Origin of the sequence: Pontibacter sp. BAB1700, from assembly GCF_000277005.1 — a bacterium.
In the GTDB taxonomy this organism is placed as follows: domain Bacteria; phylum Bacteroidota; class Bacteroidia; order Cytophagales; family Hymenobacteraceae; genus Pontibacter; species Pontibacter lucknowensis.
Genome location: NZ_AKIS01000014.1, coordinates 1 through 26,130, shown reverse-complemented (window position 1 = coordinate 26,130; position 26,130 = coordinate 1). Strand labels below are relative to the sequence as shown.

At 49.7% G+C, this 26,130-nt stretch carries 27 protein-coding genes; 16 read left to right on the top strand and 11 right to left on the bottom strand.

The features are described from left to right. Positions 1 to 33 precede the first annotated feature (33 nt). From O71_RS23000 to mfd, 3 genes are all read right to left on the bottom strand, one after another. On the bottom strand, positions 34 to 648 hold the full coding sequence (locus tag O71_RS23000) for a PAS domain-containing protein (protein ID WP_081490421.1): 615 nt from the start codon (positions 646 to 648) through the stop codon (positions 34 to 36). Next, complete coding sequence (locus O71_RS02280; protein ID WP_071530817.1) at positions 594 to 1,634, bottom strand: PAS domain-containing protein; 1,041 nt, start codon at positions 1,632 to 1,634, stop codon at positions 594 to 596. The genes O71_RS23000 and O71_RS02280 overlap by 55 nt, the downstream gene beginning before the upstream one ends. A 182-nt stretch (positions 1,635 to 1,816) precedes the next feature. After that, entirely contained in the window at positions 1,817 to 5,188 is a 3,372-nt protein-coding gene (gene mfd / locus O71_RS02275) for a transcription-repair coupling factor (protein ID WP_007652768.1), read from the bottom strand. A 169-nt stretch (positions 5,189 to 5,357) separates the two neighbouring features. On the opposite strand from mfd, the gene O71_RS02270 reads away from it, so the two are divergent. The 6 genes from O71_RS02270 (at position 5,358) to O71_RS02245 (ending at position 10,499) form a co-directional block, all read left to right on the top strand. Next, a complete protein-coding gene (locus O71_RS02270) occupies positions 5,358 to 6,578 on the top strand; it encodes a hypothetical protein (RefSeq protein ID WP_007652766.1) in 1,221 nt (406 codons plus the stop codon). A gap of 163 nt (positions 6,579 to 6,741) precedes the next feature. Further along, positions 6,742 to 7,074: a DUF6883 domain-containing protein gene (locus O71_RS02265; protein WP_155800430.1), complete on the top strand. Its 333-nt coding sequence runs from the start codon at positions 6,742 to 6,744 to the stop codon at positions 7,072 to 7,074. After that, entirely contained in the window at positions 7,071 to 7,301 is a 231-nt protein-coding gene (locus O71_RS02260) for a DUF4926 domain-containing protein (protein WP_007652762.1), read from the top strand. Before O71_RS02265 ends, O71_RS02260 begins: the two co-directional genes overlap by 4 nt. A gap of 170 nt (positions 7,302 to 7,471) precedes the next feature. Continuing rightward, positions 7,472 to 7,957, top strand: a complete 486-nt coding sequence (locus O71_RS02255; RefSeq protein ID WP_040573445.1) for a hypothetical protein — start codon at positions 7,472 to 7,474, stop codon at positions 7,955 to 7,957. Between the two features lie 246 nt (positions 7,958 to 8,203). Continuing rightward, positions 8,204 to 8,998: an alpha/beta fold hydrolase gene (locus O71_RS02250; RefSeq protein WP_007652761.1), complete on the top strand. Its 795-nt coding sequence runs from the start codon at positions 8,204 to 8,206 to the stop codon at positions 8,996 to 8,998. 103 nt (positions 8,999 to 9,101) lie between these two features. Then, positions 9,102 to 10,499 carry a CPBP family glutamic-type intramembrane protease gene (locus tag O71_RS02245; RefSeq protein WP_007652760.1) on the top strand — a complete coding sequence of 466 codons (1,398 nt, stop codon included), beginning with the start codon at positions 9,102 to 9,104 and terminating at the stop codon, positions 10,497 to 10,499. A gap of 88 nt (positions 10,500 to 10,587) precedes the next feature. Here O71_RS02245 and O71_RS02240 read toward each other — a convergent pair whose 3' ends face one another. The 6 genes from O71_RS02240 to O71_RS02220 form a co-directional block, all read right to left on the bottom strand. After that, positions 10,588 to 11,676: a J domain-containing protein gene (locus O71_RS02240; protein WP_237717668.1), complete on the bottom strand. Its 1,089-nt coding sequence runs from the start codon at positions 11,674 to 11,676 to the stop codon at positions 10,588 to 10,590. Between the two features lie 54 nt (positions 11,677 to 11,730). After that, on the bottom strand, positions 11,731 to 12,360 hold the full coding sequence (locus O71_RS02235; protein WP_007652758.1) for a hypothetical protein: 630 nt from the start codon (positions 12,358 to 12,360) through the stop codon (positions 11,731 to 11,733). A gap of 68 nt (positions 12,361 to 12,428) precedes the next feature. Continuing rightward, entirely contained in the window at positions 12,429 to 12,572 is a 144-nt protein-coding gene (locus tag O71_RS24960; RefSeq protein WP_237717667.1) for a hypothetical protein, read from the bottom strand. A 23-nt stretch (positions 12,573 to 12,595) separates the two neighbouring features. After that, the gene (locus O71_RS02230) at positions 12,596 to 14,185 is read right to left on the bottom strand and encodes an ABC transporter ATP-binding protein (RefSeq protein ID WP_237717666.1); all 1,590 of its coding nucleotides are present in this window, start codon (positions 14,183 to 14,185) and stop codon (positions 12,596 to 12,598) included. 186 nt (positions 14,186 to 14,371) lie between these two features. Continuing rightward, the gene (locus O71_RS02225; RefSeq protein ID WP_007652756.1) at positions 14,372 to 14,818 is read right to left on the bottom strand and encodes a PepSY-like domain-containing protein; all 447 of its coding nucleotides are present in this window, start codon (positions 14,816 to 14,818) and stop codon (positions 14,372 to 14,374) included. A gap of 105 nt (positions 14,819 to 14,923) precedes the next feature. After that, positions 14,924 to 16,279 carry a mechanosensitive ion channel family protein gene (locus O71_RS02220; RefSeq protein WP_040573444.1) on the bottom strand — a complete coding sequence of 452 codons (1,356 nt, stop codon included), beginning with the start codon at positions 16,277 to 16,279 and terminating at the stop codon, positions 14,924 to 14,926. Positions 16,280 to 16,500: 221 nt separating this feature from the next. On the opposite strand from O71_RS02220, the gene O71_RS02215 reads away from it, so the two are divergent. After that, a complete protein-coding gene (locus tag O71_RS02215; RefSeq protein WP_007652752.1) occupies positions 16,501 to 17,028 on the top strand; it encodes a DUF2911 domain-containing protein in 528 nt (175 codons plus the stop codon). A gap of 86 nt (positions 17,029 to 17,114) precedes the next feature. Here the strand turns inward: O71_RS02215 and O71_RS02210 are convergent, their stop codons facing one another. Then, positions 17,115 to 18,062, bottom strand: a complete 948-nt coding sequence (locus O71_RS02210; RefSeq protein WP_237717665.1) for a glutamate--tRNA ligase family protein — start codon at positions 18,060 to 18,062, stop codon at positions 17,115 to 17,117. A 248-nt stretch (positions 18,063 to 18,310) separates the two neighbouring features. Here O71_RS02210 and O71_RS02205 point away from each other — a divergent pair, with 248 nt between their 5' ends. The 9 genes from O71_RS02205 to O71_RS02165 all read left to right on the top strand — a co-directional run bounded on the left by O71_RS02205 (position 18,311) and on the right by O71_RS02165 (position 25,516). Then, positions 18,311 to 19,921, top strand: coding sequence for a sensor histidine kinase (locus O71_RS02205; RefSeq protein ID WP_007652748.1), 1,611 nt, complete (start codon positions 18,311 to 18,313; stop codon positions 19,919 to 19,921). A gap of 1 nt (position 19,922) precedes the next feature. Then, positions 19,923 to 20,672: a LytTR family DNA-binding domain-containing protein gene (locus O71_RS02200; RefSeq protein ID WP_007652746.1), complete on the top strand. Its 750-nt coding sequence runs from the start codon at positions 19,923 to 19,925 to the stop codon at positions 20,670 to 20,672. A gap of 204 nt (positions 20,673 to 20,876) precedes the next feature. Then, entirely contained in the window at positions 20,877 to 21,440 is a 564-nt protein-coding gene (locus O71_RS02195; RefSeq protein WP_040573442.1) for a Crp/Fnr family transcriptional regulator, read from the top strand. A gap of 83 nt (positions 21,441 to 21,523) precedes the next feature. Next, positions 21,524 to 21,946, top strand: coding sequence for an inner membrane protein YiaA (yiaA, locus tag O71_RS02190; protein WP_007652742.1), 423 nt, complete (start codon positions 21,524 to 21,526; stop codon positions 21,944 to 21,946). Between the two features lie 72 nt (positions 21,947 to 22,018). Next, positions 22,019 to 22,984 (top strand): DUF2157 domain-containing protein, encoded by a 966-nt coding sequence (locus O71_RS02185; RefSeq protein WP_007652740.1) that lies wholly within the window; start codon positions 22,019 to 22,021, stop codon positions 22,982 to 22,984. Further along, a complete protein-coding gene (locus tag O71_RS02180; RefSeq protein ID WP_007652739.1) occupies positions 22,974 to 24,050 on the top strand; it encodes a DUF4401 domain-containing protein in 1,077 nt (358 codons plus the stop codon). The genes O71_RS02185 and O71_RS02180 overlap by 11 nt, the downstream gene beginning before the upstream one ends. Further along, positions 24,040 to 24,555: a GDYXXLXY domain-containing protein gene (locus O71_RS02175; protein WP_007652734.1), complete on the top strand. Its 516-nt coding sequence runs from the start codon at positions 24,040 to 24,042 to the stop codon at positions 24,553 to 24,555. The genes O71_RS02180 and O71_RS02175 overlap by 11 nt, the downstream gene beginning before the upstream one ends. Positions 24,556 to 24,585: 30 nt before the next feature. Continuing rightward, on the top strand, positions 24,586 to 25,071 hold the full coding sequence (locus tag O71_RS02170) for a hypothetical protein (protein ID WP_007652732.1): 486 nt from the start codon (positions 24,586 to 24,588) through the stop codon (positions 25,069 to 25,071). A 4-nt stretch (positions 25,072 to 25,075) separates the two neighbouring features. Beyond that, a complete protein-coding gene (locus tag O71_RS02165; protein WP_007652730.1) occupies positions 25,076 to 25,516 on the top strand; it encodes a hypothetical protein in 441 nt (146 codons plus the stop codon). Between the two features lie 7 nt (positions 25,517 to 25,523). On the opposite strand, the gene O71_RS02160 is transcribed toward O71_RS02165, so the two are convergent. Then, entirely contained in the window at positions 25,524 to 26,048 is a 525-nt protein-coding gene (locus O71_RS02160) for a YfiT family bacillithiol transferase (protein ID WP_007652727.1), read from the bottom strand. Positions 26,049 to 26,130 lie beyond the last annotated feature (82 nt).

Genomic DNA, 26,130 nt, shown 5'->3' with positions numbered 1-26,130 from the left:
TTTTGTTTTAAAAAAAGACAAAAATCAGAAGTGTCAGGATTCACCTTTGGCTAATGCCTCCGCTCTCTGCCTAGCCCTCACCAGACTGGTTACTTCGATTGCTGAGATGATAATGCCCTCTACGCAGGAAGTGCTGTCAAATAGGGGCTGGTATTTGAAGTTGATATAGGCATCGCGCAGCTTGCCGTTTAACTCGTCATCGATCTGAGTACGGAACTCGTTGATGTAAACGGTGCGGCCTTTAGTGTATACCTCATGTAGCAGGTCAAAAAAACCAAGCGACTCGAGCTCTGGCCAAAGTTCACGGGCAGAGCGGCCTATGTAGTTCCTATTGCCGTAGAGTTTGTATACCCCAGGTGTCACATACTGGCACACATGATCCGGCCCATGCAACATGCACAGGTGTACCGGCGCTAGACGCAGTATGCTCTCCAGCCTGTCATCTTCACGATAGTCCCCCTGGTTTTTCTGATCGTCAATGTCCGTGTAAGTGCCAATCCAGAGCGTGATGTTTCCGTCTGAATCACGCATCGGCAGGCCCCGATCCAGGAACCAGCGATAGCTGCCATCTATGTGGTGGCGTATACGATATTCTATCTCGAAGCTACTGCCTGAAGCCACAGCGTTGTGCCAGCTGGTGAGCACCATGCTGAGTCTTCAGGATGTACCGCGCTGATCCAGCCATCGGTCTGGCCAGGACGCATACCTGTGTAGCTATACCAGTTGTCGTTGAAAAAAAGCACTTTGCCTTTTGGAGAGGCAGTCCAGGCCATGTGCGGGAGCACCTCCAACAGGTGACGGAAGCGAGCGTCACTTTCCCGAAGTGCCTCCTGTGTGTCTCTGTTTTGCGTGATGTCGATAATAGAGCCGATGGTCCGGATAGGATTGCCTTTGGAGTCATAGGCCGTGTAGCCCTGGTCAAGTATATAGGCATAACTGCCATCCGCTTTCTGAAAGCGGTATTCTCCCTTCCAGGTGCTCTGCTTGCTGGCCAGTGCCTGCTGTATGCTACGTTGCACTTCCTCAAAATCATCCGGGTGCACGCGTGAATCCCATGACTCGCCACCCGGACCCATTTCTTCTGGCGTATAACCCAAAACTTCCTGCAGCCCCTCGCCCCATGTCATGCGGTTGTTTACGATATCGTATTCCCAGGCAACGGCCTTGGTTGCGTTAGTGAGCAGGTTTAGCTGCTCCTGACGCAGCTGATGCACACGATCGATCAGGACCTTGTCGGTTATGTCGCGGACCTCATGCACCAAGTATTGTACCTCCCCAAATTCATTCATAATAGGGATGGTGGTTGTGTTCCAGTAGCGTTCTTCAAAACCGTTTTCTGTCGGAATGTCGTAGCGAAGCATTTCGAGATTGTGCGGTTCCTTATGTACCAGCGCATGCTGCAATGATTGGTGCACGGAGCCCTCTGAGTCCACTTGCGGATTGTCGGGATTATTAGGGAAAATATGGAATACATGCTGCCCTATGATCTCGTCGCGCTTTACATGCGTTTGCTGCAGCAAAGCATCCGTAGCATCCACGATGACTAAGTCAGGCGTCAGGACAAGGTATAGCCCTGTCAGAGCCCTGAAGATGGGCTCTAGTGTAGGTACGGATGTCGGAATTTTAGAGTGCACAGGTACTAATTTAGACTTAAGTTTGGTTTTCGTAGCATAGGAGTTACTAAAATAGCAAAATTTAGTCTAAGAATTACCTAAATCGTTTTACTTCCCAAAAAAATAGGTCAGCTGCACAGAGCCGTCTTATTTGTGATGCCTTGTGCAGCTGATGAAGCATTATGGGAATATCATTCTGAAGTCTACCCCCTCACAGTAGCTTTTACGTCAAGGCTGTCAAAAACTTCCCGGGCATCAGCGATACTCTGAATATCCTCCACTATCACGATCAGCTTGTCCTTGGCCTCCTTCAGGCGTGAGCGACGCGGGTGCTGCTGCACGTACTTGAGAATGTTGCCAAAAGTCTCAGACTGGAAGTAAGCATCGTTGTTTTCGCTCGGCAGGTAGCCTTTCATTACCTCTTTCTTGATGGTGAGTTTCTCGAAACCCAGCTGCTGGGCCTGCCAGCGCAGCTTTACGATCTCCACTAGCTTCTGCACCTCTTCCGGTAGCGGCCCGAAGCGGTCGATGATACTGGCCTTTAACTTCTCCAGATCCTGCAGGTCTTTGGTGCTGTCGAGCTTGCTGTAGAGGTTAAGGCGCTCCGAGATGTTGCCTACATACCAGTCAGGTATAAGCACCTCCATGTCGGTTTCGATGTTGCAGTCACGTACAGGCTCCACAAACTCGGCCAAGTTGTCTTTCAGGAACAGGTCACGGAACTCGGTCTCCTTCAGTTCTTTGATGGCGTCGTCGAGCACCTGGTGGTACATCTCAAAACCGAGGTCATTGATGAAGCCGCTCTGTTCACCGCCCAACAGGTTGCCGGCACCGCGTATGTCGAGGTCGCGCATGGCGATCTTGAAGCCCTCGCCGAGATCAGAGAACTCCTCGAGCACGCTCAGGCGCTTGCGGGCATCGGTCGGCAGACCAGCCACAGGCGGCGTGAGCAGGTAGCAGTAGGCCTTTTTGTTCGAGCGACCCACGCGGCCCCGCATCTGATGCAGGTCCGACAAACCGAACATATGCGCCCTATTGATGATGATGGTGTTGGCATTGGGTATATCCAAGCCAGATTCGATGATATTGGTCGAAACCAGCACATCGTACTCGCCTTCCACAAACTTCATCATACGCTTTTCCAGCGTCTCACCGTCCATCTGTCCGTGGGCATAGGTGATGCGGGCGTCGGGCACCAGCTTCAGAATCATGTTGGCGATTTCCTCAATATCCTTTACGCGGTTGTGCACGAAGAACACCTGGCCGCCGCGCTTCAACTCCGATGCCACAGCATCCCGAATCAGAATTTCATCAAACACATGCAGCTCTGTTTGCACGGGCTGGCGGTTGGGGGGTGGCGTGGCGATCACGCTCAGGTCGCGGGCGCCCATCAGCGAGAAGTGTAGTGTACGAGGTATAGGAGTCGCCGTGAGCGTGAGCGTATCCACATTCACCCGCATCTCCTTCAGTTTTTCCTTGGTCTTCACGCCAAACTTTTGCTCCTCGTCGATAATGAGCAGGCCAAGGTCTTTAAACTTGACATCTTTGCTGGCAATGCGGTGCGTGCCAATCAGGATATCGACTTTGCCCTCGGCTACACGCTGCAAGGTGTTTTTGATGTCCTTGGCCGTTTTAAAGCGGTTGATGTAGTCCACCGTGACCGGGAACTGCTCCAGTCGGTCGCGGAAGGTCTTGAAATGCTGCATGGCCAGTACCGTGGTGGGCACCAGCACAGCCACTTGCTTGCCGTCGCAGGCTGCTTTGAAGGCGGCACGTATGGCTACCTCGGTTTTGCCGAAGCCCACGTCGCCGCACACGAGGCGGTCCATTGGGTGGGGCTGCTCCATGTCGGCTTTCACGTCCTCGGTAGCCTTGCCTTGGTCCGGAGTGTCTTCGTAGATGAACGAGGACTCCAGTTCGGCCTGCAGGAAGCCGTCGCGGGTATAGGCATAGCCCGGTGCGGCCTTGCGCTTGGCGTAAAGCTGAATGAGCTCTGCGGCAATGTCCTTTACCTTGCTCTTTACTTTCTTCTTCTTGTTCTCCCACTCCGGCGAGCCCAGTTTGCTCATGGTCGGCGGTCCGCCTTCCTTGCCGCTATACTTGCTGATCTTGTGCAGCGAGTGAATGGACACATAGAGCAAATCGTCGTCGCGGTATACCAGTCGGATGGCCTCTTGCAAGCGTCCGCCAACTTCCACTTTCTCCAGCCCCGCAAAGCGTCCCACGCCGTAATCCATGTGGGTAATGTAGTCGCCCGGCTGCAGGGTGCGTAGCTCCTTCAGGGTCATGGCCTTGGTTTTGGAGCGGCCTTCTTTGGCTTTGTGCTGGTAGAAGCGGTCGAAGAGCTGGTGATCGGTATAGCAGGTGATCTTGAGCTGCTCGTCTATGAAGCCCTCCCGCAACGAAACCGCCAAATGCTGGAAACGCATGTCGTGGTCGAGCTCGTCGAAGATGGTCGTGAGACGGTTGATCTGGCGCGGTGACTCGGTGGCGATGATGTTCACAAAGCCTTTGCTCTGCTGTTCGTGCAGGTCCTTTACCAGCCGGTTGAAATCTTTGTTGAATGAGGGTTGCGGCTTGGATTGCAGTTGCAGCACCTCCGTGTCTTTGTAATTAAAACGCTTGCCAAACTCCACGATGCTGAACTTCTCGAGCAGCTTCTTGAACTGCTTCTGCGTCTGGAACAGTTGCTCCGGATCCGACACGATCTGGGTGCCGCCGCTGCCCTCCATCAGCTTGTCAAACGCCTGCGATGCCTTGTCGAAATACTCATCGATCACGTCCAGCGTCTGCCGCACATCCTTAAACCAGATGGCTGTGTTCTTGGGCAAGAAGTCGAGGAAAGCCTCGCGTGTTTCCTGCAGCAGTTTGGTCTGCACGTTCGGTATGATCGAGATGCTTTTCTTCGTCTCCACACTTAGCTGCGTGTCGGGGTCGAAGGAGCGAATACTCTCAATCTCGTCACCGAAAAGCTCGATGCGGTAGGGCAGGTCGTTTGCGTACGAGAAAACATCCACAATACCACCGCGCACGGCATACTGACCGGCCTCGTACACAAACTCGGTCCGCTCAAAGCCATACTCGGCCAGCATCTCGCTCAGGAAATTCACATCCAGTTTTTCGCCCACCTTGGCCCCCAGCGTGTTCTCCACCAGCGATTTTTTGTTGATCACCTTTTCGGTGAGCGCCTCCGGGTAGGTCACGATCAGCTCGCCCTTGTCAGACTTGGTGTTAAGGCGGTTGAGCACCTCAGCCCGCATCAGGATGTTGGCGTTCTCGGTGTCGTCGAAGCTGTAAGGGCGCTTGTAAGATGTCGGAAACAGCATGACCTCCTTCTCGTCGCCGAGCAGGTTTTTGAGGTCGGTATAGAAATAGGCCGCCTCCTCCTTGTCATGCAACACGAAGAGTTGATGCTGCGGGTGCAAGGTATACACGGCCGAGGCCATTACGGCATCCAAACTTCCCGCCATACCTTTGAGTTGCAGGCGGTAGGGTTTGTCGGCTTTTAGTCGCTCGGCAATGGTCTGCACCATCCCGTCGAGTCGGTACAGCTCTAAAAAATCAGTTACTTTCATTCAGTTCTAAAAGTCACAAAACAGCAAAGGCAGAACACAGGACTTTTCGATAGTCGTGTTCTGCTGGTTGTAGTTTACAAAGATACGGAAGTTATGGTTTTTTGGGGGAGGGAGTGGAATTGGTAAGTGTTAAATAATTTGTAATTTTAAAATTATAGAATGGATATATATGATTAAGTGTATTGAAATTAAACCCTCGGAAAAGTCCCCTGAATATGATGTTGTAGTATTTCAGGAGGTATTACCAAGCGGATCAGGGAAAGCTGCTAGGACCGTGGCAAAGGGGTTTTTAAAAGCAAAGCAGTCTTTTAGAGTAGGGCATCTGTTTAGTGAGTTAGAGATTGTTTCTGTAGAGCACGATATTCCTGCATACGAAGGTCATATTCCACATACCAACGGTAAGTATTATACTAATGACATAGCCGTGATTGATAAAAGCGTTGAAACATTTACTTCAATCCCAATTAATTATTTCCCAATAATCAAGATTCCAAAGACAATTCAAGAAATTTTGGAGCTTAGTGAGGTTGATTCTTTAAGACCAACAGAGCCTGATGTTCCCAAAGAACCTGAAGCAAATAGCTTTTGGATTATATTTTTAATTCTAGGTGTAGTGTTGCTTTTTATATGGACGGAAATAGGTGTAGTTATAACTTTGATATCTGTAATTGTGGCTCTAATTAGCAGGTCGTATTATCAGAGTAAGATAAAAGAGTATAGGGGCGCCGTGGCAACCTATCAAAGTAATAGAGAGAAATACTTACAAGAATTGACCAAATATGAGACCATAAAAAGTATTTTTCAGGTTATGCCTTTAGGTGCTCAGCAAGCCCAAAAAGTATGCATTGAAAAAGCGTTGAGTAAGGTCGTATCAGTAAGTACAGAAGATGAAATCAAGCGCGGCGTTTCGGAAGATTTCTTTTATGAGCGCTTAAAACGGTGGTTCCCAAACGAAATTTATATAGATTTAATAGATGATGGAGAGATATATTACAGACCTGACTTTGTCTTTAAATGTTCTTCTACTAATCTCCATATTAATATTGAAATTGATGAACCCTATACATTAGAGAATAGAAAACCAATTCATTATTGTAATGTGTCTGAAAAAGAATCTTCTGACGAATTTAGAGATGAATATTTTAATTCATTTGATTGGGCTGTAGTTAGATTTACAGAGATGCAGGCAGTGAAATTTCCAGAGGAGTGTTGTAGAATAATTGCAGATACTATTTTTAAGATAACAGGAAATAAGACATACCTTAATAGGTTCGAAAGTAGAGATCAGTTATTTCCTTATGAGCCGAGATGGGACTATAGCGATGCAGTTGACTTGGCTAAAAGTGGTTTTAGAGAGAAGTATTTAATAGAGACAGGCTTAATGAAATGAATTTGTCTTTAAACACTCAACAAGAGGCAAGGACAGAGTATTTACTGATGAGTATGATTTATTTTTTTAAATAATTTGCAGTCAACTGCTCAGCTTGCTTCTCTGTATTTTTTTAATAGCTTAATCAATTCAGCTTTACCTGTCGTAATTATACAGCATGTATATGCCAGGAAGAGAACGGGCTATTGTAGAAGATTCAAAAGTCTTAGACTATCTTCTAAATACAGCACATCCAGATGGGATGAGCAAAGCTCTTTTCTTCATGGCGCATGGCTTTAATCCTGACAATGCCAAAATATTTAAAGAAGCCTTAGTATCGCATTGTTTTAGCTATGAGGTAGCCCAATTGATGCAAACGAAATTCGGAGTGAAGTATATCATAGAGGGCGAGATAAATACACCCCGGAAAACCAAAGTGAACATTAGAACTGTTTGGATAGCAACAATACCAACCCGTATACCTAAATTAGTCACAGCTTACCCGATAAAACTATGATAGCAGCCTACGAAAGAGTTGTTTTAACAGAAGATATACCTAACACCAACCTAAAGCAGGGCGACTTGGGTGTTGTCGTAGAGGTATACAATAACGGGGCAGGCTATGAAGTAGAGTTTTTTGCTTCTAATGGCGATACGATTGCCGTGGAGACCCTGGAAGCGCGACAAGTGAGAGAGGTTTCTGCCAAAGAAATTCTGCATGTGCGTAAACTTGATGCAGCGTAGGCCATCCTCTAAACCCTCTGTGAGGCCCCTTGTCCCGCCAACTTATTTCAGAATCACCCTAATCTGTACAGGGCCTAGAGCACTCTTAAGTGCTGCTTTGGCTACGATAAACTGCCAAGCACGATCATAACTCCCGACTCTCTTCCTGAAAAGCTATACCTTGTATAGCGATGGAAACACCTCTACTCCGCTACAGACTGACTGACCCGATTGGCGTCACAGCGAAGGTATACGCTCTTGTGATTATCGCTGCGGGCGTCTGGCTGTTTATGACTTATCCCGTGTTTGGTGTCATCATGGTCCTGTTCGGGATTTTTCCATTAGTGCAGTATAAGTGTCTCGAAATAGACCTCTACAGCGGTACTTACTGTATGGGCTTGAATATTTTAGGCCATACTGTTGGCACCAGAGAACCATACCCCGGCACAAAGTGCATCTTCCTCAAGAAGAACAGAACCATCGCCTCTAACTCCCGCCGGTCCTGGCGGCCCATCGCTTCCACTTCGTTTGATAGTTTTCTTTGGTTGGAAGATGGTACTAAAATTCTGCTGTCGTGTGACGGTACCAAAGAAGACGCTATGGCACGAGTACAGCCTCTAGCCCAGGAATTACAGACCGAAATCAGGGATCTGACAGCACCGCTTTCCCATATATAGCCTCCGCTCTTTCTGATTTTCAAATACAAAAGAGCTAATGGGAATGAAGCAAGTAGTTTGACTCCTCAAGGTCTTCCCTTTCTCCTTCAGGAACTCCTAACTCAAGGACAACTGATTAGATCAACCTTTCTGTGTATATTATGATTTTATCCTATTTTAAGTTCGTATAGCCATACTTGTGGCGTTGCGTATAATGGAGTGTGCCATACCTGTAGGATAGTCAGAAGGGGCTTGTAGTCGGACGCGATGGATGTAATCAAACGAAATAATATCAATATCTCCGGAAAAGGGGAGAAGCCGCTTGTGTTCGGCCATGGCTTTGGTTGTGATCAGAATATGTGGCGTTTTGTGACACCGGCTTTTCAGCAGCATTACAAAATCGTGCTGTTCGACCATGTGGGTGCCGGTAATTCCGATCTCGCTGCATACGATATCGTGAAGTATAACACCCTGCATGGCTACGCGACCGACATCCTGGAAATAATCGATACCCTGGATCTGCAGGATGTGATCTTTGTGGGGCACTCGGTGAGTGCTATGATGGGGGTGCTCAGCGCAATCAAAATACCGGCCTTGTTCAGCAAACTCGTCCTGATCGGTCCTTCGCCGTGCTACATCAACGATAAGAACTACATTGGTGGGTTCGACCGGGCCGACATCCTGTCGATGTTGGCCTATATGGACCGCGACTATACACTTTGGGCCGACACGTTTGCTCCCCTGATCATGGGAAACCCGGATAAGCCTTCGTTGGGGGAAGAATTAATAGAGAGTTTCTGCAATACCGACCCCGATATTGCCAGGCACTTCGCCCACGTCACCTTCCTGTCGGACAATCGGCAGGACTTGCCCAAGCTCCAGACTGAGGCGCTGATCATGCAGTGTGCCGATGATATCATCGCGCCGGAAGAAGTTGGCAACTATGTGCATAAAGCCATCAAAAACTCCACGCTGGTGCACCTGAAAGCGACGGGGCACTGCCCAAATCTGAGTGCCCCGTTAGAGGTGATCGACACCATGGAAAACTACCTGCAGGTATAGTGCGCTCCAGGACCAAGATTAACAGCAGGAATTCATAGAAGTATAGGTGGAATTATATATATTTAGACTGCAATTAGTGCAACAGTAGCTCTATCTTTATTCCATGCTTCAATCTTTTACCCTGCAGCTAAGACAAACTGCCTCTGATATTTGGCTTTTCCTCAAAAACCCAAAAGACCAACCTGCCGCTACAAGCAGCCTCTCTTTCAAACTTCGCATCCTGCTGTATGTGCTCTTAATTGATCTGCTGCTCTCGTTCGCGATTATAGGTGTGATTCAACTGGTAAGCCTGTTGGGATGGCATACTGGCAACACCCACGCTGTGCTCGAATTGATGCGGTCCTTCCCGGTCTGGGCCTTTTTGCTTTTGGGCGTGCTGGTAGTGCCTTTTCTGGAGGAATTGGTTTTCCGATACGGGCTACGGTTTAAGAGTGGCTACATGACTTTGCTGGCTTTTGCGGCTGCAATCGCACTGGGCGTTTTGGCGTATTCGCTGCTGCCTCTGGAAGGTGCCATCGGTGCATGGATTATACTGGGTATGGCCATGGTCTTGTATGGGCTGAACGGCGAAGCCATCACCGGTTTTCTTGAGAAAATATGGCCCAAAGTATACGGCGCCTTCTTTTACCTGATGGCCTTTGCTTTTGGCCTGATTCACATCACCAATTTTACCGACTTCGACTACGCTTCGGTAGCTGTTTGGCTTATCCCGATTCTGATAGCTCCTCAGATCGTGGGAGGTATGCTAATGGGGTACATGCGCGTGAAGCACGGCTTTCGCTGGGGTTTTTACCTGCACGCAAGTCACAATGCGTTGTTTTTCGGCCTGGCGCTGGCATCGTTGGGAGCCCTGGAAGAGAAACTGAACATCCGGAACGAAAACTATACCCTGCAGGTAGGGGAGTACTTGCTCCACGACCAAACCGCCATCTCTTCTAAATTCATTGGCCCGGACTCGATCGGGTTTGAAAATCAAAAGCTGCACGATATCATCCTGGCACTGCTGGATAAAGAAGAATCGCGTGTGGAACTCGACAAGAGCAGGCACCAGTACACGGCCATTGACCTGAAGTTTAAAGCGCACAAACTTGCTAAGGATGCGAAGCAAAACAAACAGCTGGTGCTCGAGCAGCTGCAGCAAGTTTATAAATTTGATGTCACGTATCGCTCTGAAGAAACGGATGACTGGGATGTGGCGATTGCCGATGCTGATCTGCTGGCTACCCATTCTGTGGCCGACCTGGGCCGGTCTACCGTGAAGTATAACGAGGAAGATATCACATTCGAGAACGTAACGCTTGGAGAATTGGTAGGCGCTGTCGAGAAAAACTTTCAGGTGGGTATAATTGCCAAGAGAGAGCTGCTGGAATCAGGGAAATATAACTTCAAATTGACCAAAAACGATTTCGAGCAGGCAAAGGAAGAACTGAAAACGAAGTACGGTATTCTGCTGCAGTCAAGGATGGAGCTGGCTGATCTGGCAGTGGTTTCTTTTAAGTAGGCTTGCTTGAGGGGCTGAAATGGATGGGCGCAGGTATAGCAACCTGCCTCGAGCGCAGGTTGCACTGCGAGGTGATGGTGTGCAAGTCTTACTTTAACATCACTTTGATCTGCACCGGGTCCTGCAGCACGCGCAGGTGCTGCTTCAGTTGTTCCAGTTCGTAGGTTAAGCCTTCCTTCGCCTGCTTGAACTTCTGGTTCATTTGCTTTTGGCTTCCGCAGAAGCGCTCGTAAAAGGCGGCGTTGGGGCCAAAGATAAAACCGTTGAGGTCGGCCTGCAACTCGCTGACCTGATCATCCAAGAGTTTGATGTAGTAAACTAGTTGTTCGTCGGGCAGCTTATCCAATGCCTGACCCTGCTCTTGCAGGAACTCCATCTGAAGGCGCAGCAGCTCGAAGAAGTCGTCGTGGTGGTAGGCTTGCGTCACGCGCTTCATGGCTTCCTCTTTCCAGGCGCGTTTGGTTTCGTCACGCTCCTTGTCGGGGTGCAGTTGCTTGGCAAGGTCGGTATACACGCGGCGACTGGCCTTGCTGATATTGCTGAGCTCTGCCTTGGCTTTTGCCTCTTTCTCTTTCTGGGCTTTGGTTTTGCGGCCTTTCTGGCGGTTTTGCCTGGCTCGTTCCCGCTCTTCCTCTTCCCGGTCCAGTTGGGCCTGCAGGCGCTCGTACTCGTCAAGCTCATCCCAGTTGTCAGGTATAGCGGTCTCTTCCTCGCTGATCTTGTCTTCCTCTGAAGAATCTTCCTCGTCAGCTGCGCATACCGCCCGCTCGGCATACAGCACCTCGGCATATCGGTCGTGCAGGGCTATCAGGTCCTGGCGCTCATAGTTCTGGATCAGGTCCAGTGCGATGTCGGCAATGAGCAGGGCGAGTTTTTCTTTCTCCCTGAAACTGAATAGTGGGAGGGCAAAGGCCTCGTCCAGCAGATGGGCCAATGCAGCCCGCTGCTCCACCTGCTGCATGATGATGGGGCGCAGTTCCTTCTCAATCCGCTTCTGGGCCAGGTCCATGCTATCGCGTCGCGAGGTTAGTTCCTGCTTCAGCTGCTCTATCTGTGCCACTTTCTTATTGAAGTCCTGCTGCAGTTTGCTCAGTCTGCGCTGGTCTTCAGAGGAGATTTGTGGCGTGAGCGAGGGGACAGGTTTGTCAGACTTAGGAGCAGGCATAGACTGTGACAAGTATAAAAAGGAGGTATAGCGCCTGCAATTTACGGATTAACCAGCGCTACTACCTTACTGCTGGGCGTCGAAAGGTATAAAGCGGTTATTCTGCAGTAGGTATAGGGTGGTGCGGTTGCCGTCTAGCACGGACACGCCGTCGGTTTTGAGGTTAGTGAACTGCTGCTGACGCGGGTTGCGAACAAGCGAATCCTGAGGCGCCAGCTTGAGCTGCAGGGTGCTATACCTGCGGTCGTTCAGCTGCTGCGAAGGGTATGCTGCTACTTTCATTTCGCGGACTTGCGGGGTGCCGTAGTCCAGAAAAGCAAGAATGTGAATGGAGTCGTTCTGCAGCACCTGCACTGCGTAGTCGGGATGGCGATTGCCGTTGAGGTTGCCACGCAGGTATAGGGGGTTGTCTACCTGCAGGCGGCGGTTCGACATAGTCTGGTCGGTAAGCACTACCACCTCGGTTTGCGGCTGGCGCTGTTGCAACAGGGTAGTCAGCGTGTCGGGCAGCGGATGCAGAATGGCGCCTTCGTCGGTGGTACGGGCCACACTGTCAATGGAGGCTTTGGTGTCGGAGTCGATCTGGCTGTCGATCAGTTCATCGTCGGCGGCGCGGTTGTAGTTGCCGTCAGCAGAGTCGGATCCGCAAGAGGCGAGGGCCAGCAAGCAGGTGATTATAGAGAGGTATAGTTTCATAGGTATAGTGTTCTGCTTTAATGTGTTGCTTTGCATACCGCGTGCGCTGGCAGAAAGTTGCAAGGCATCTACCGGATCAGCTCCACCTTACGCTCGCCTATTTGCTGGCGCCACATGGCGTAGTACAGACCTTTTTGCTCCACTAACTCTGCATGGTTTCCCTGCTCTATGATCTTTCCTTTTTCGAGCACATAGATGGTGTCAGCGTGCATGATGGTGCTGAGGCGGTGGGCAATCAGGATGGTGATTTGCTCCCGCAGGCAGATATTTCTTTCACAGTAGCCGTGATCTCTTCTTCGGTGAGGGAATCGAGGGCGGAGGTGGCTTCGTCAAAAATAAGCAGGCGCGGGTTGCGGATAAGGGCGCGGGCAATGGAAAGGCGCTGCTTCTCACCACCCGACATTTTCAGCCCACCTTCCCCTATCTGGGTGTGGATGCCCTGCTCGGAGCGGGAGAGCAGGGTGGTAGCGGAAGCCTTTTCCATGGCACGTACTACTTCTTCGTCAGTAGCGTCCGGCTTCACATACTGCAGATTCTCCTTGATGGTGCCCGAAAACAGATTCGTTTCCTGTGTCACAAAGCCCAGCTGCCGGCGTGCCTCGTTCAGCCAGATTTCTTTCACGGGAGTGCCATTGTAGTAGATTTCCCCACTGGCCGGCAGGTATAGCCCCACCAGCAGCTTCACCAGCGTGGATTTGCCCGAGCCCGACGGTCCCACGAAAGCGATGGTGTCGCCGGTGTTGGCCTCAAAGGAAATGCCGTCGACGGAGTTTTGCGGAGCGCCCTTGTGCCGGAACACCACGTCCTGAAAACGCAGTTGCTGCAGCGGCCCCACGTCAATCGCCGACTCAGGCCTGGTCTCGACGGGCTTGTTCATCAGCTCAGCGAAGTTATGCAGCGAAGCTTCGGCCTCCCGGTAGGTCAGGATGATGGTACCCATGTCCTGCAGCGGACCGAATATACTCACCGAGATAAACTGCATCGAGATCAGCTCACCGGTAGAGAGCACATCCCGGAAGATCAGCCAGAGCAGCGTGAACAGGATGGACTGCTTGAGCAGATTAAGGGCAGTGCCTGCAGAAAAGAGAGCGTGCGCACCCGCTTTACCTTGGCCATTTCCAGTCGAAAAGATGCGCTCGGTGTGTTCGCGCAAGCGCCTTATTTCGGGGTAGGTCAGGCCAAGGCTTTTCACCAGCTCAATGTTGCGCAGCGACTCCGTGATCACCCCCGACATCTTGTTGGTAGCCCGGTTGATGGAGCGCTGCATGGTCTTGATCTTCGCGCTCAGCAAACTGGTGAGTCCGCCGAGTACCACCATCCCGATAATGAAAATAGGTACCAGCGCCCAGTGTTTGGTGATAGCGTACCATACCAGGAAGCCCACACCCACCAGTGACGAAAAGAGAATATTGATAAAGGAGTTGATGAAGCGCTCCGTGTCACGGCGCACCCGCTGGAGGATAGAAAGTGTTTCGCCACTATTCTGGTCAGCGTATTCCTGGTAAGAGAGTTTAAGGGTCTGCTTGAGGCCGTCGTTGAAGATCTGCACCCCAAACTTCTGCACGACCAGGTTGGTAAAGTACTCCTGGAAAGCCTTGGCCAGGCGAGAGAGCAGTGCGACAACCACAGCCAGCAGCATTAGCCACAGGGCACCTTTTACCCGCTCTTCGCTGGTCATGGTGAAAGGCGGCGTGGCATAATCGTCGATGATCTTGCCGAAGATGATGGGGTCGACGAGCGCCAGCACCTGGCTGATGCCGGCAAGTACTAAAGAGAGTATAACAAGCCCGCGATGGGGCTGCAGGTAGTTCCAGAGTACGCGCATGGGCCATAAGGTAAGTTCAGGTTCTCCTCCTACGCGGGTATTCGGTGCAAGTATACAGTTCGCCTGTATCTCCCCTTAGAGCAGTATGTCATGCCGAGGCAGGTATAGGCTTTTTTAGGGCATAGGCAAAAGAAATGCCCGAAGCATAGCCCCGGGCATTTCTTTTAATATTTAGAAGGCAAGTAGTCAGTCCCAGTAAGCTGGGTCAGTTACTTCTTTTCCATCCTGTGACAGTACAACCTTTTTATCCTGGGGTTTCTGTTCAAGCTCTAACTGGTAATAGGTGTTGCCGTCTTTCTCCACCTGCTCGATATCGTCCAGGCGCATGCCTTTGTAATTCTGGCTGATGGCAGTGCGTATATTTTGTGGCAGGTCTTTCTCCTCCACATCACGCTTGGTCATCAGTATTTTACCAGATGGGTCAATCATCACAGTATGGTCGATACGGTCTATGTCAAAATCAGCCTCGTAGTTCTCACCGTGCTTTTCCCACTCAAGGTCAGTGGCGTTGGTATACTTTTGCGACAGTGCGCTTTTCACAGCTTCAGGTACATCCTTTTCGGCTACGTCCTGCGCCTCAACCGCTACAACTGAACCTATTACGAAGGCAAATCCAACTAGTATCTTTTTCATAACTCCTGATTTTTAAGTGTTAAAAATTAGTATGCTACAAGTTTACGGTACAATTCTGAAGCAAATCTGAGCTTTGCAGGTTTCTGATAGTAAATTAGTTGTGGTTTAAGATTCACTGTTGTTTCTGGGGCTGGCTTTTGTAGGAATGCCATCCGGATTGATGAACTGTACCTGCTGACGTGGGTATACCGGAATAATCTTGCCGATATATTCGGGCTTGTTCAGTTCATTGGTGATGCGCAGCGTGAGCTCGCTCTTCCACTTGCGTCGCTCGCGCGCGCCCACCAGGTAGCGGATAGTCACATTAGTCCACGACTCATCCATGGAAACGAATACCTGTGGCTTGTCAGGCACAGCGTCGTCCAGCCCCGCCCGCTGCAGGAGTTGGGAGTAAGAGGCAGCCGGAGCCTTCATGTAGTTGCCTAGCAGGCCTAAGGCCACACCCTCCAATACCTCCATAGCTAGCGGCACGTCCGACTCGTTGGCCACACCTACATCCAGCTCGTCCCACACATAGGGGAAGTCGCCGGTCAGGTTGATGACCGTTCCCGTCAGAACTTCATTGTTTGGGAAAGTGACCAGGCGGCCGGTTGGCTGCTCTGCCCGTACGAAGCCCGGCTGATAAGGCGCCCCGATCTCCCACACAGTAGTAGTCAGGAAGTCGATGCGGTATACGTCGCCAAATACCTCGCCTACCCGGATACGGTCACCCACACGGTAGTAGCCCTGGTAGGAGTTCATGAGCCAGCCCGTAAAACTTTCAATAGGCGTTTGCAGTGACCACGATAAGGCCAGGCCGATGAGGCCAAAAGAACCAACCAGCGCCCGTATGTCACCAGCCACGACGCTGAGCGCTACGCCTACTGCCAATAGCCAAACCGCGATGGAGACAAGCGAGATGATGGCGCTGGAGCTTTGCCACTTGCCGATGGTGCGCTGCAGGATAGCCCGTAGCATACGCACCAGCAGCCAGGCCAGCACCAGTGTGGCCAGCGCAATCAGGATCTTGGGGAGGTTGAAGATGAAACTTTCCCAAAGACCCTGTAAGGCCCCAATAGCTTCTTCTGCGGCTTCTTTGGTAGATCCATTCTGGGTTACCACTTCTGAAGCTGTATCTCCGGGTACCAGCTCCTCTATGGCCACTTCCTCCACCACGGCTACTGAGTCCGGGCCGTTTTCCTGCGCAAGGCCTGCTTCACTTGGAGCAAACATCAAGAGGATAAAACCCGTGATAGCCACAGCCAGGATCGAGGCCTGTCGGAAATTGCGAAGCCGGTTCTGGGCGCCTTTCACGGCCGAGCCCCGGGCTGGTTTTCTTCTGCGGGCTTTGGTGCGAAGGTTTCTACGGGTGGGAGCTGTGGTATAGCCCTGCGGCTGACTGGTACCCCGTGTGCCGGCACCCGTTGTAGAGACGCGTAGTTTTCGTGTAGAAGTTCTTCTGTTTCGGTTAGTGAAAGGCATAGGCTTCGCGGCTTTCTCAATTGTCCTGCCGTATTGTAGCAGTTTTTCTCTATACGGAAGAAAGGCGGGTATGCTGCAAAGGGCTAGTAGCGGGGGGGCAAATCCTTTGCTTCGGCCACACAATTTGGAGCTGCTGCTGCTCGTTAGCTAATTGGTTGATAATCTTGTGGTAGGATATCGATCTAATGCCTATCTTTCTGCCTAAATCAAAATAAACTACTATGAAAAATCTACGATTTCTGAATGCGCTTGTGATGCTGTTCATCGGCATAATGGTATCATCCACAGCCTGTGCGCAGGACGCCAAGCAAAAGGCCAGTCCGCCAGCTACCGCCTCCGGAAAGGTGGGCGATGCGACCATCACCATCAACTACAGCAGTCCGTCTGTAAAAGGGCGCACCATTTGGGGCGAACTGGTGCCTTATGGCAAGGTATGGCGTGCCGGGGCAAACGAAGCGACCACCGTTACCACCGATCGCGACGTCATGGTGGAGGGGCAAAGGCTGCCAGCTGGCACCTACAGCTTCTATGCTATACCTGGCGAGGACGAGTGGACAGTTATTTTCAATAAAACCGCCAAGCAGTGGGGCACACAGTACGACGAGAAGCAGGATGTGCTGCGTGTGACGGCCAAGCCGCGCCAGGCCGACACGATGAACGAACGACTGGTGTACGATGTGACCAATGAAGGAATTGTGCTGCGGTGGGAGAATCTGGAAGTGCCCGTGATGATTCAGGCGGCTAAATAAGGCGCCCCATTTTACTGGAAGCCCTGCTGTGTGTTCAGGTATAGCCTGGAAGGTAGTAGGGCTTTTTTGTGCCCATTGGTCGCGGGCTATACCTGTAGTGCTTGTCGTGGCAGGTCTTTTGGCTCAAACTGCTGCAGGAAACTTTTCGCGTCGGCTATACCTGCATTGTGCCAGCCCAGCAGTTCAGCCAGCTTTTGCCAGAGCTGCCTCGGGGTAAGGCCGGCCTTGCGCATTTCGGTGAGCGAGAGGGCGTCGTGCGATTTGGATAGTTTGCTGCCCTCGGCGGTAATAAGCGGGTGGTGTACAAAAGCTGCATTGGTAAAGGCCGCGGCGCCGGTGTGCTGCGCCAGGTATAGCTGCGCCGCAGTGGAAAGCATCAGGTCTTCGCCCCGCACGATCAGGTTCACGCCCATGGCCAGGTCATCTACGATCGACGCGATCTGGTAGGCAGGTATACCGTCTTTGCGCCGCACCACAAAATCAGGCATTTCGAGGGCCAGCGCCACAGTGCAATCACCGAGCAGTTGGTCCTGGAAGGTGACGGTGGTCCCCTCCGGTATACGCACGCGCCAGGCGGCATTGGGGGTATCGAGCGGCAGCTGGGTGTCGCGGCAAGTGAGCGGGTATAGCCCCTGCGGTGACAAAGCTGCTATCTGGCTGCGGGAGCAGGGGCAGGCATATACCATACCTTGCTGCACCAGTTTGTCCAGTTGCGCCTGATAAGCCGATAGCCTTAAAAGCTGCGAGTAGTTTTCCTGAAAATCCTGTGGGTTGCGCGGTCCTTCGTCGTATTCGAGGCCCATAAAGTCGAGTGTCTCGAAAATGTCCTGCAGGTACTCGGGGCGGAAGCGGGCGTTGTCGAGGTCATCGATGCGCAGCGCGACTATACCTTCCTGTTTGCGGGCCAGCGCCCAGGTAATAGCAAACGACAGCGCATTACCTAGATGCAAGTAGCCGCTGGGAGTCGGGGCGATGCGGGTTTTAATTTGCTGCTTCGTTTGCAATTGGTATAGCGCTGGGTTTGATAAGGTCAAAGGTATAGCTGCTAACTCTCAAGTCAAATTAGAAACTGTTAAAATGCTTGAGGATGAATTAGGGCCTTGGTGCTACGGCCAATACGGATGGCTCCCTGCAGGTTCAATCACTGGCAGGCGGAATTGGCGGCAATTTCAAATACTGCACAAAACAACACATCTGCTATTTCAACCACTGTCTTTAATATTTTAAGGTTTTAGTTTCGCTATTATTGCTACAAGTTTGATGAAAATCAAATTTAGCTATTATGAAAAAGATAACCTTCATCCTTCTCAGCTTCATCACTGCCCTCTCTACGGTCAATGCGCAAAAAGGCATTGACTTTTCTCGTACATACGCTGCTGGGGGAAAATTACTTATGAGTGTGGATAGTTCAGCCAAAAACGTCTACTATGCCAATGTGTTTCCCAATCAACCTCGGACCTCATTTAATTATTTGCCTGACGTTAACAATGTAAGCATCCAAATTTATTTTAAAGAGACAGATAGTGTACAGCATTATCGCTACACCATTTTGGAGGATGACAAACCTATTGTGGTAAACAAGTCGATTGACCAAGCGCGGCTAGCAGATGTTGATAGACCAGACGAAGTATTCAGATCTACCTCTCTTGGCGTTTTTCCTATTAAAGGCAAAACCATCACAACGATAATCTACAGCATCGAAAAACCACTCAACATTGACAAAGCTGTTTTTTACGGGAAGCTTATTTCAAGAGCAAAAATCTTAGGTTTTTCAAAGCGCTTCGCTACTGATAAAGGCGTGGATTACAGCTGGATCACCGACCTAAAAGAAAAAACAGACTTCACTTTCACTGAAAAAGACGACGAATTAACCATCGTAAAAGACAGATCAGTTAATGACTATCTCTACTATATCACAATAAAAGACAGGCAAACAAATAAAATAATTTTCGAATCCACTGCCTGGCAATATGGCTACTACGTTGAAGATCATCAGTTTTTGCCTTATGTGAAGATTGACAAAAGCCTTTTCAAAAAATCAGGAGATTATGAAATCATCATTCAGCCATTGATTGAATGGACTGAATGCCGTGATTGTGATATTTCTGCAGAAGAAATAGAAGGCTATATAACCAGGCATACGCTCTCTGTAACTGTAGATGAAGTAAACTACACCAAAAAAGAACTTCTGCTCTATAGTTTGCTTATCGGGTTTTTAATTGGATTAGTTTTTCTAGTTATCCTCTACCTCAACAAAAGGAAAAATAAAAAGCGGCTGGCAGAAAATGAGCAGCAAAAAAACACTGCAAAGCTCCAGCTTAATTCTATTCGGTCCCAATTGAACCCTCATTTTCTGTTCAATGCACTTGCTGGCATTCAGAATTTAATGAACAGAAACGAAATAGACAAAGCCAATAAATACCTTTCTAAATTCGCCAGGTTGACCCGTAACGTGCTTGACGATAAAGAATTGATAAGTTTATCACAGGAAAAGACTTTACTGGACGATTACCTGCAAATGGAGCAATTGCGGTTCGGCTTTGAATACGAAATTAATCATTCCGAAGACTTAGATTTAGCTAACATAGAAATACCAAGCATGCTACTGCAACCTTTCGTTGAAAATGCGGTGAAGCACGGGATATCGCAAAAGGCTACTGATGGAAAAGTGATCATCACATTTAGTAAACAAGCAAATGATTTGCAGTTAACTGTCACCGATAATGGCAATGGATTTGACCCAGTGAAAAAGACCAATGGTTTGGGTCTGCCATTAAGTGAAAGCAGGATAGCACTCTTAAACAGTATTTATAAAGAAAATCGCTTTACTTTAGCCATACAGTCAACCACTAACGGCACTAAAATAAGCTTAACATTAATCGATTGGCTATAATATGATGAGAGCAGTTTTAGTGGATGATGAAATATCCAACTTAGAAAACCTGCGAATTTTGCTGGAAAAGCACTGTACGCAGGTAACTATAATCGCAACAGCACAAAATGTAAGCGATGCAGTTGATGCTATTGAAAAACACCTGCCTCATGTAGTGTTTCTGGATATTCAAATGGGCGAGCAAACTGGGTTTGATGTGCTCAGACTGCTTCCAACGCGTAATTTTGAAGTTATCTTTATTACCGCCTACGACCAATATGGCATACAAGCTGTAAAATTTGCCGCCTTAGATTATCTTTTAAAACCTATTGATATAGACGAATTGATGACTGCGGTACATAAAGCCGAGCATAAATTGGCAGCACAAATACAAACTTCTCAGCTTGATTTTTTACTGCAACAACTAAAAAAGCCAGAAACGCACGTGAGCACAATTGCCCTGCAGATGCAAAGCGAAATAAGGTATGTTACTTTATCGGAAATTATACGCTGCGAAGCAGACAATACATATACTCACTTCTTCCTTTCGGGTAATGAAAAAATATTGGTTTCAAAATCACTTAAAGAATATGCAGATTTACTGCGGCCTAAAGGATTTTTAAGAACGCATCAAAGTCATTTAGTCAATCCAAAATATGTAAAGAGCTGGTTAAAAGAAGATGGTGGTATCCTTCTTTTAACATCTGGAGAAAAAATACCGGTCTCTAAACCCAACAGAGAAACAGTTAAACAAGCTTTGCAACGGCTATAGGTAATATGTGAGTTTTCGTAACAGAGAAAATGAAATGTGCTTCAATTTTTGAAGTATAATGGAGCAAAACTAAGTTTAGCAGTACGGCTTAATGACGCTGCGCAATTCTGCTACACCAGCACATTTGACTCCATTATAAAAACCACCTTCCTTTATTTAAACAGCCAAATTCTAACCCCATACCCAAAGTAAAATCGCCTCAACATGAACGCCCTACACCAATGCATCTCCCAGTACCACCCTATTTCTATAGCCGCATGGGAGGCTCTTACCAAAGCATTAACACGGGTAGAGGTTCCGAAGAATTCTTTCCTGGTAAAAGAAGGAATGGTGTGCAACAAGCTGTACTTCCTGGAGCGGGGTTGTTTGCGAGGGTACTACAACTTAGACGGAAAGGAAGTGACGTATTGGTTTGGCTTCGAGAATAATTTCATTACCTCTTTTTACAGCTTCATTTCCCGGAAGCCAGGTATAGAAAACATACAGGTTCTGGAAGACTCCACCTTGTGGGGGATCAGTTCTGAAGCCCTGCACCAGTTGTTCGATCAGCACCACGACCTGGAACGCCTGGTGCGGATCATAAACGAGCAGTACTACATCAGGCTGGAAGAGCGACTGATGGCCATGCAGTTCAAGACGGCTCGGGAGCGGTACGAACAGCTACTGGAAACATCGCCCCATATTCTGCAGCGAATCCCCCTCGGGCAAATTGCCTCCTACCTGGGCATCAGTCAGGAAACCTTGAGCAGGATCCGAAGTCAGGTTTGATAGGCTTCCTTTTTTGACAATTGTCAAAAGAAAACTTTAGGGGCTGCTATACCTTTGATTCATCACTTAAACGGAAAAAGAAGATGAATCAGAAACCATCCAACGCATTTGTAGCAGCCTCTTGGGCTACTTTACTTACAGGTATGACCGCCTACCTCATCGGACTGTGGAACGCCGACATGCTACTGAACGAGAAGGGCTATTATTTTGCCATTCTGATGTTTGGTTTATTCTCAGCTATCTCGCTTCAGAAAAGCGTGCGCGACCAGCTGGAAGGTATACCGGTTACCAACATCTATTACGGGCTCAGCTGGTTTTCCACCCTTTTGGCGATCGTGCTGCTGACAGTGGGGCTTTGGAATGCTGATTTGCTTCTGAGCGAAAAAGGCTTCTACGGCATGTCGTTTTTACTGAGCCTTTTTGCGGCTATTGCGGTGCAGAAAAATACCCGTGACAGTTTAGCAAGAGAAATACCTGCCAAAAATGATACGGAGCTTTATTATTAAAATGCGCTGAGTAGCATACTCATTACGCATCAACCACCATTTTGAAATGACAGTACCTGTTCAAATGATTCTATGAAATCACTCCTCTCCCGCGACATCATCTACAGCATTGCCCGGCACAGCAACTGGCGTGAGGCAGGTATAGCCGACCGGCTCCGCAAGGAGCAGGTATACGCCGGGCCGCAGGACTGGATCAAGTTTGTCCGGCTGTTTCTGCTAGGCCTCGGAGGGAGTTTCCTGATCTCGGGCATTATCTTTTTCTTCGCTTACAACTGGGCCGACATGCACAAGTTCGTGAAGCTGGGGCTGATCGAAGTGCTCGTAATGGGGGTAACGTTCGCGGCGGTGTTTACCAAACTCAGTAGCACCGTGAAGAACGTGCTACTCATGGCCAGCACCATGCTGGTGGGGGTGCTCTTCGCTGTGTTTGGGCAGATCTACCAGACCGGCGCCAACGCCTACGATTTCTTCCTGGGCTGGACCATGTGCGTAGTACTGTGGGTGGTTGTAGCAAGGTTTCAGCCGCTGTGGTTCATCTTTCTCGTGCTGCTCAATACCACCTTCGTGCTCTATACCCAGCAGGTGGCTACCCATTGGAGCTTTGCGGTGGTGCTGGATGCGATGTTCATCCTCAATGCAGCGGCTGTTGTCATTTGGGAAGCCTTGGCCGCAAAAGGCCGCGTAGGTATTCAGCACCGCTGGTTCCCTCGCCTGGTGGGGCTGGCAGCGATCACGGTCATCACCATCAGCATGATCTCGGCACTTTTCGAGAGTATAGATCACGACTATGGCTTAGCTTATCTACTCGGTGCGGTTATGTATGGCGCAGGTATAGCCTACGGACTAAAGGTGCGTGATATCTTCTACCTCACAGCTTTGCCCTTTAGCGCCATAGCGGTGGTGACTGCCATCCTGGTGCGGATCGGGGAGAATGTGCCGGAGATTATGCTGTTGCTGGCCACGATCTTTGTGGTGGGCAGCATTACCTTACTGATTCAGTACTTAGGCAGACTTAACCGACAGTGGCATGGCCGATAAAGAACCAATACAACTCGAAGCCCTGCTGCAGGAGATTGCGCAGGAGCAACCCGACTTCCGCTACGACGAAGCGGCTATTAAAGCAGAAGTGGCACATTCTACTTCGCTGCTAAAACGCTGGCCAGTGAAGCTGCTTACCATATTGGGCGGCCTGCTGGCTATGGGCCTGCTGCTGGGCTTTTTGTTCTCGGCGGGACTTTACAACTCAGGTATAGGTTTGCTGCTTTTCGGCGCTGGCTTTCTAATAGGGGCGGAGGTGCTTATCCGTTTCGAAAAAACCTTTTCAGCTGAGGCGGTCGGGGTGTCGCTCAACATTGCTGGTTACGTGCTGCTAGCCATTGGGGTGGGGCAGCTGACCGATAGCGGTACCTCCGTAGCGCTGCTGTTAGGTATAGCCGCACTGCTGGTATTAATCTTCTCAGAAAGCGGCATTTATGTGTTCCTTTCAGTGCTGGTGCTCAACGGCAGTCTGCTGAGCCTGATTTTCATTCACAAGGTATACAACCTGTCGCATGTCCTGGTTGTGGTGCTGGTGGGTGTTCTCACTTTTATAAGTTTATATGAAGCGAAATTGCTGGCCTTGTCGCGGCGCTTTACGCTGGTCTTCGGGCCGGTTCGCATGGGGTTGATCTTCTCCCTGATTATTACGCTGGGGCTGTTTGTGCACCAGAAATTTCTCTCTACCAACATCACCCATTTCTGGCTGTCGGGTTTGTTTTTGATCGGTTGTCTGTTGCTGTTGCTGCACCGTGTGCTGCTGGAGAGTGGGGTGGAGGACAGGAAGACGCTGGCTATTTTCTATACCTGCTGCGCGGTGGTGCTGCTGCCGACTGTGCTGGCTCCTTCGGTGCCGGGTGCGCTGCTAGTAGTGCTTTCCAGTTTTTACATCGGCCACAGAACAGGTCTCTGGGTGGGGCTGCTGGGGCTGGCCTATTTCCTGGTGCTTTACTACTACGACCTCAACATGACCCTGCTGGCTAAGTCGGGGGTGCTGGTGCTCACGGGTGCCCTGTTTTTAGGTGGCCTATACCTGTTAAATCGTTACTTGCGAAGCCATGAAGCGTAACCTGAGAAGTATAATTGTGCTGGTCAACCTGGTGGCGGTGCTGGCCTTTTTTAACCTGTCGGTGGTGGAGAAGGAGGAGATCCTGGAAGATGGTCAACTGGTGCTGCTCCAGCTGGCCCCGGTAGATCCGCGCTCGCTGATGCAGGGCGATTACATGACACTCAGCTATGCCATCAGCCAGACGCAGGAACTGGAGAAACTCCCCAACCGCGGCTATGCCGTTGTGCAAGTGGACTCCCAAAATGTAGCGCAATTGGTGCGTTATCAGCCCGAAAATGAGCCGATGAACGAAGGAGAGATCCTGCTCAGGTACAGCAAGGGAAACTGGTCGCTCAATCTTGGGGCGGAGTCTTACTTTTTTGAAGAAGGGCAGGCCGAGACTTTTGAAAAAGCGGAGTATGGCGGACTCAGAGTGGACAATAAAGGCAACAGCGTGCTGGTAGGATTGTATGACGAAAACAGAGCGTTAATTGTGCCGAATCGGGAGAGGGTTTCTCAGAAATAAACTTTATATTGTCTATCATTTCAGAAGCCGATGCCAGCAACTTTACACAGCTATAACACAGGACACTACTTCAGTGCAAGCGCACGGGTATTCGGCTGGATCACTACCGCACTTGCGGTCACGATGATTGTAAATGGCTCGGTGGCAGCCTATGCCTTTCTCCCGACTGCCATCATCACACAGTTGACGCACTATCGCACAGAATTCGACCTGGCGCAAATGACTTACCGCGAAGGGGTACTCTTTGCAGGTATGACATTCGGCAAAACGCTGCCGCTCGCTGGTATTGATTTCCTCTTCCTGAAAAAGAACAACTATAAACAGGTAAGTGAGTCGAGGGGATCGATGAGTACCTTTCAATTTGTGAAATACGATGGTTACATCAAGCTGTCGGACAACCTGAAGCTGCACCTGCTGCAGCGCAAATCGAAAGAGCAGGCCATGCAGGAGATGCAGCAAATCGCACAGGACCTGCAGGCAGAACTACGCGACTTAACCGAAATGAAAATACAGTAAGGATATGCGTATTAAGAATAATCTGATAGCAGGTATAGGACGCGGGCTAGCTTACTATGCAGGAGGTTTTGCGCTGGTTTGGCTCACTTACCTCGTGTTTGGCTGGGAGTACGCACACGCTCCGGGGTTACACCATTTAGTAGGTTTGTTGGTGCTGGTGGTGGGAGCTTTGATGCTGATACGGCGCATTATTATTGTATTTGCAATTCCAGCCGATACACATAACAAAGGAGCGCTTTTGGTCCATGCTGTGGCGGTGGTTAGTTTTATCTTCTTCTTCAAACTCATCATCCTGAACGGAGCTATCAAACGCGACACTGGCGATCTGGAAATTTCTGAAGCCCTGACGCTCGACCACAACGCCCAAACCCTTCTTCTCACAAACGAACTGCAGGATACACTATTTTACCAAGTGGCAGATTCAGTACATTTGAAGATCCAATAACAGCCTTTTACCAATCCATCCTTTTCTTTAGTTCAGTAATATGCGCCAGGTGGTGCTCACCGTGCCAGGCGTATAGCCCAATGTGCTGCCGTATGGTTTGCTGGCCGGAAACCGGGTGAACAAACGTGCGGTTAAGCTGCTCGGGAGAAAGTTGGTGCAGCATCAGGACCCAGCGCTGATGCAAGGCGTGCAACAGTGTGAGCGAAATGCCCGGATCTGCTGTTTTGGCCTCTGGAAGCTCTGCCCAAGCTACCTCATCGTAAGGTCGGATAATTGGGTTCTCTTCTGTCAGGGCCAGTTTTTGGCGGGTATAGCCATTTAGATGACTGTCTGGTAGGTGATGCACAACCTGGCGCACAGTCCAGCCTCCGGGTCGATAAGGCGTATCAAGTTGTTCATCCGACAGGTTGGCTAGGGCTTGTGCCAGTTTTGTAGGCAGACTGCCGATAGAGAGAATAAAAATGTTCAGTTGATCTTCCGAAATGCTTGCGTCGAGGTCGAACTGACCGATAGGGTAGCGAAGTTTGTCCATAGTTTATCAGAGCAGAACTTAAATATAGAGAATACCGGCAGACCTTATACCTATTACCCACATATATTTCTGTACCTTAAGA

Excerpts from the sequence above, each read along its gene's own strand:
- O71_RS23000 (WP_081490421.1), bottom strand. The coding sequence starts at position 648 with ATGGTGCTCACCAGCTGGCACAACGCTGTGGCTTCAGGCAGTAGCTTC.
- mfd (WP_007652768.1), bottom strand. The coding sequence starts at position 5,188 with ATGAAAGTAACTGATTTTTTAGAGCTGTACCGACTCGACGGGATGGTG.
- O71_RS02270 (WP_007652766.1), top strand. The coding sequence starts at position 5,358 with ATGATTAAGTGTATTGAAATTAAACCCTCGGAAAAGTCCCCTGAATAT.
- O71_RS02265 (WP_155800430.1), top strand. The coding sequence starts at position 6,742 with ATGCCAGGAAGAGAACGGGCTATTGTAGAAGATTCAAAAGTCTTAGAC.
- O71_RS02260 (WP_007652762.1), top strand. The coding sequence starts at position 7,071 with ATGATAGCAGCCTACGAAAGAGTTGTTTTAACAGAAGATATACCTAAC.
- O71_RS02255 (WP_040573445.1), top strand. The coding sequence starts at position 7,472 with ATGGAAACACCTCTACTCCGCTACAGACTGACTGACCCGATTGGCGTC.
- O71_RS02250 (WP_007652761.1), top strand. The coding sequence starts at position 8,204 with ATGGATGTAATCAAACGAAATAATATCAATATCTCCGGAAAAGGGGAG.
- O71_RS02245 (WP_007652760.1), top strand. The coding sequence starts at position 9,102 with ATGCTTCAATCTTTTACCCTGCAGCTAAGACAAACTGCCTCTGATATT.
- O71_RS02235 (WP_007652758.1), bottom strand. The coding sequence starts at position 12,360 with ATGAAACTATACCTCTCTATAATCACCTGCTTGCTGGCCCTCGCCTCT.
- O71_RS24960 (WP_237717667.1), bottom strand. The coding sequence starts at position 12,572 with ATGCACGCTGACACCATCTATGTGCTCGAAAAAGGAAAGATCATAGAG.
- O71_RS02230 (WP_237717666.1), bottom strand. The coding sequence starts at position 14,185 with ATGCGCGTACTCTGGAACTACCTGCAGCCCCATCGCGGGCTTGTTATA.
- O71_RS02225 (WP_007652756.1), bottom strand. The coding sequence starts at position 14,818 with ATGAAAAAGATACTAGTTGGATTTGCCTTCGTAATAGGTTCAGTTGTA.
- O71_RS02220 (WP_040573444.1), bottom strand. The coding sequence starts at position 16,279 with ATGCCTTTCACTAACCGAAACAGAAGAACTTCTACACGAAAACTACGC.
- O71_RS02215 (WP_007652752.1), top strand. The coding sequence starts at position 16,501 with ATGAAAAATCTACGATTTCTGAATGCGCTTGTGATGCTGTTCATCGGC.
- O71_RS02205 (WP_007652748.1), top strand. The coding sequence starts at position 18,311 with ATGAAAAAGATAACCTTCATCCTTCTCAGCTTCATCACTGCCCTCTCT.
- O71_RS02200 (WP_007652746.1), top strand. The coding sequence starts at position 19,923 with ATGATGAGAGCAGTTTTAGTGGATGATGAAATATCCAACTTAGAAAAC.
- O71_RS02195 (WP_040573442.1), top strand. The coding sequence starts at position 20,877 with ATGAACGCCCTACACCAATGCATCTCCCAGTACCACCCTATTTCTATA.
- yiaA (WP_007652742.1), top strand. The coding sequence starts at position 21,524 with ATGAATCAGAAACCATCCAACGCATTTGTAGCAGCCTCTTGGGCTACT.
- O71_RS02185 (WP_007652740.1), top strand. The coding sequence starts at position 22,019 with ATGAAATCACTCCTCTCCCGCGACATCATCTACAGCATTGCCCGGCAC.
- O71_RS02180 (WP_007652739.1), top strand. The coding sequence starts at position 22,974 with ATGGCCGATAAAGAACCAATACAACTCGAAGCCCTGCTGCAGGAGATT.
- O71_RS02175 (WP_007652734.1), top strand. The coding sequence starts at position 24,040 with ATGAAGCGTAACCTGAGAAGTATAATTGTGCTGGTCAACCTGGTGGCG.
- O71_RS02170 (WP_007652732.1), top strand. The coding sequence starts at position 24,586 with ATGCCAGCAACTTTACACAGCTATAACACAGGACACTACTTCAGTGCA.
- O71_RS02165 (WP_007652730.1), top strand. The coding sequence starts at position 25,076 with ATGCGTATTAAGAATAATCTGATAGCAGGTATAGGACGCGGGCTAGCT.
- O71_RS02160 (WP_007652727.1), bottom strand. The coding sequence starts at position 26,048 with ATGGACAAACTTCGCTACCCTATCGGTCAGTTCGACCTCGACGCAAGC.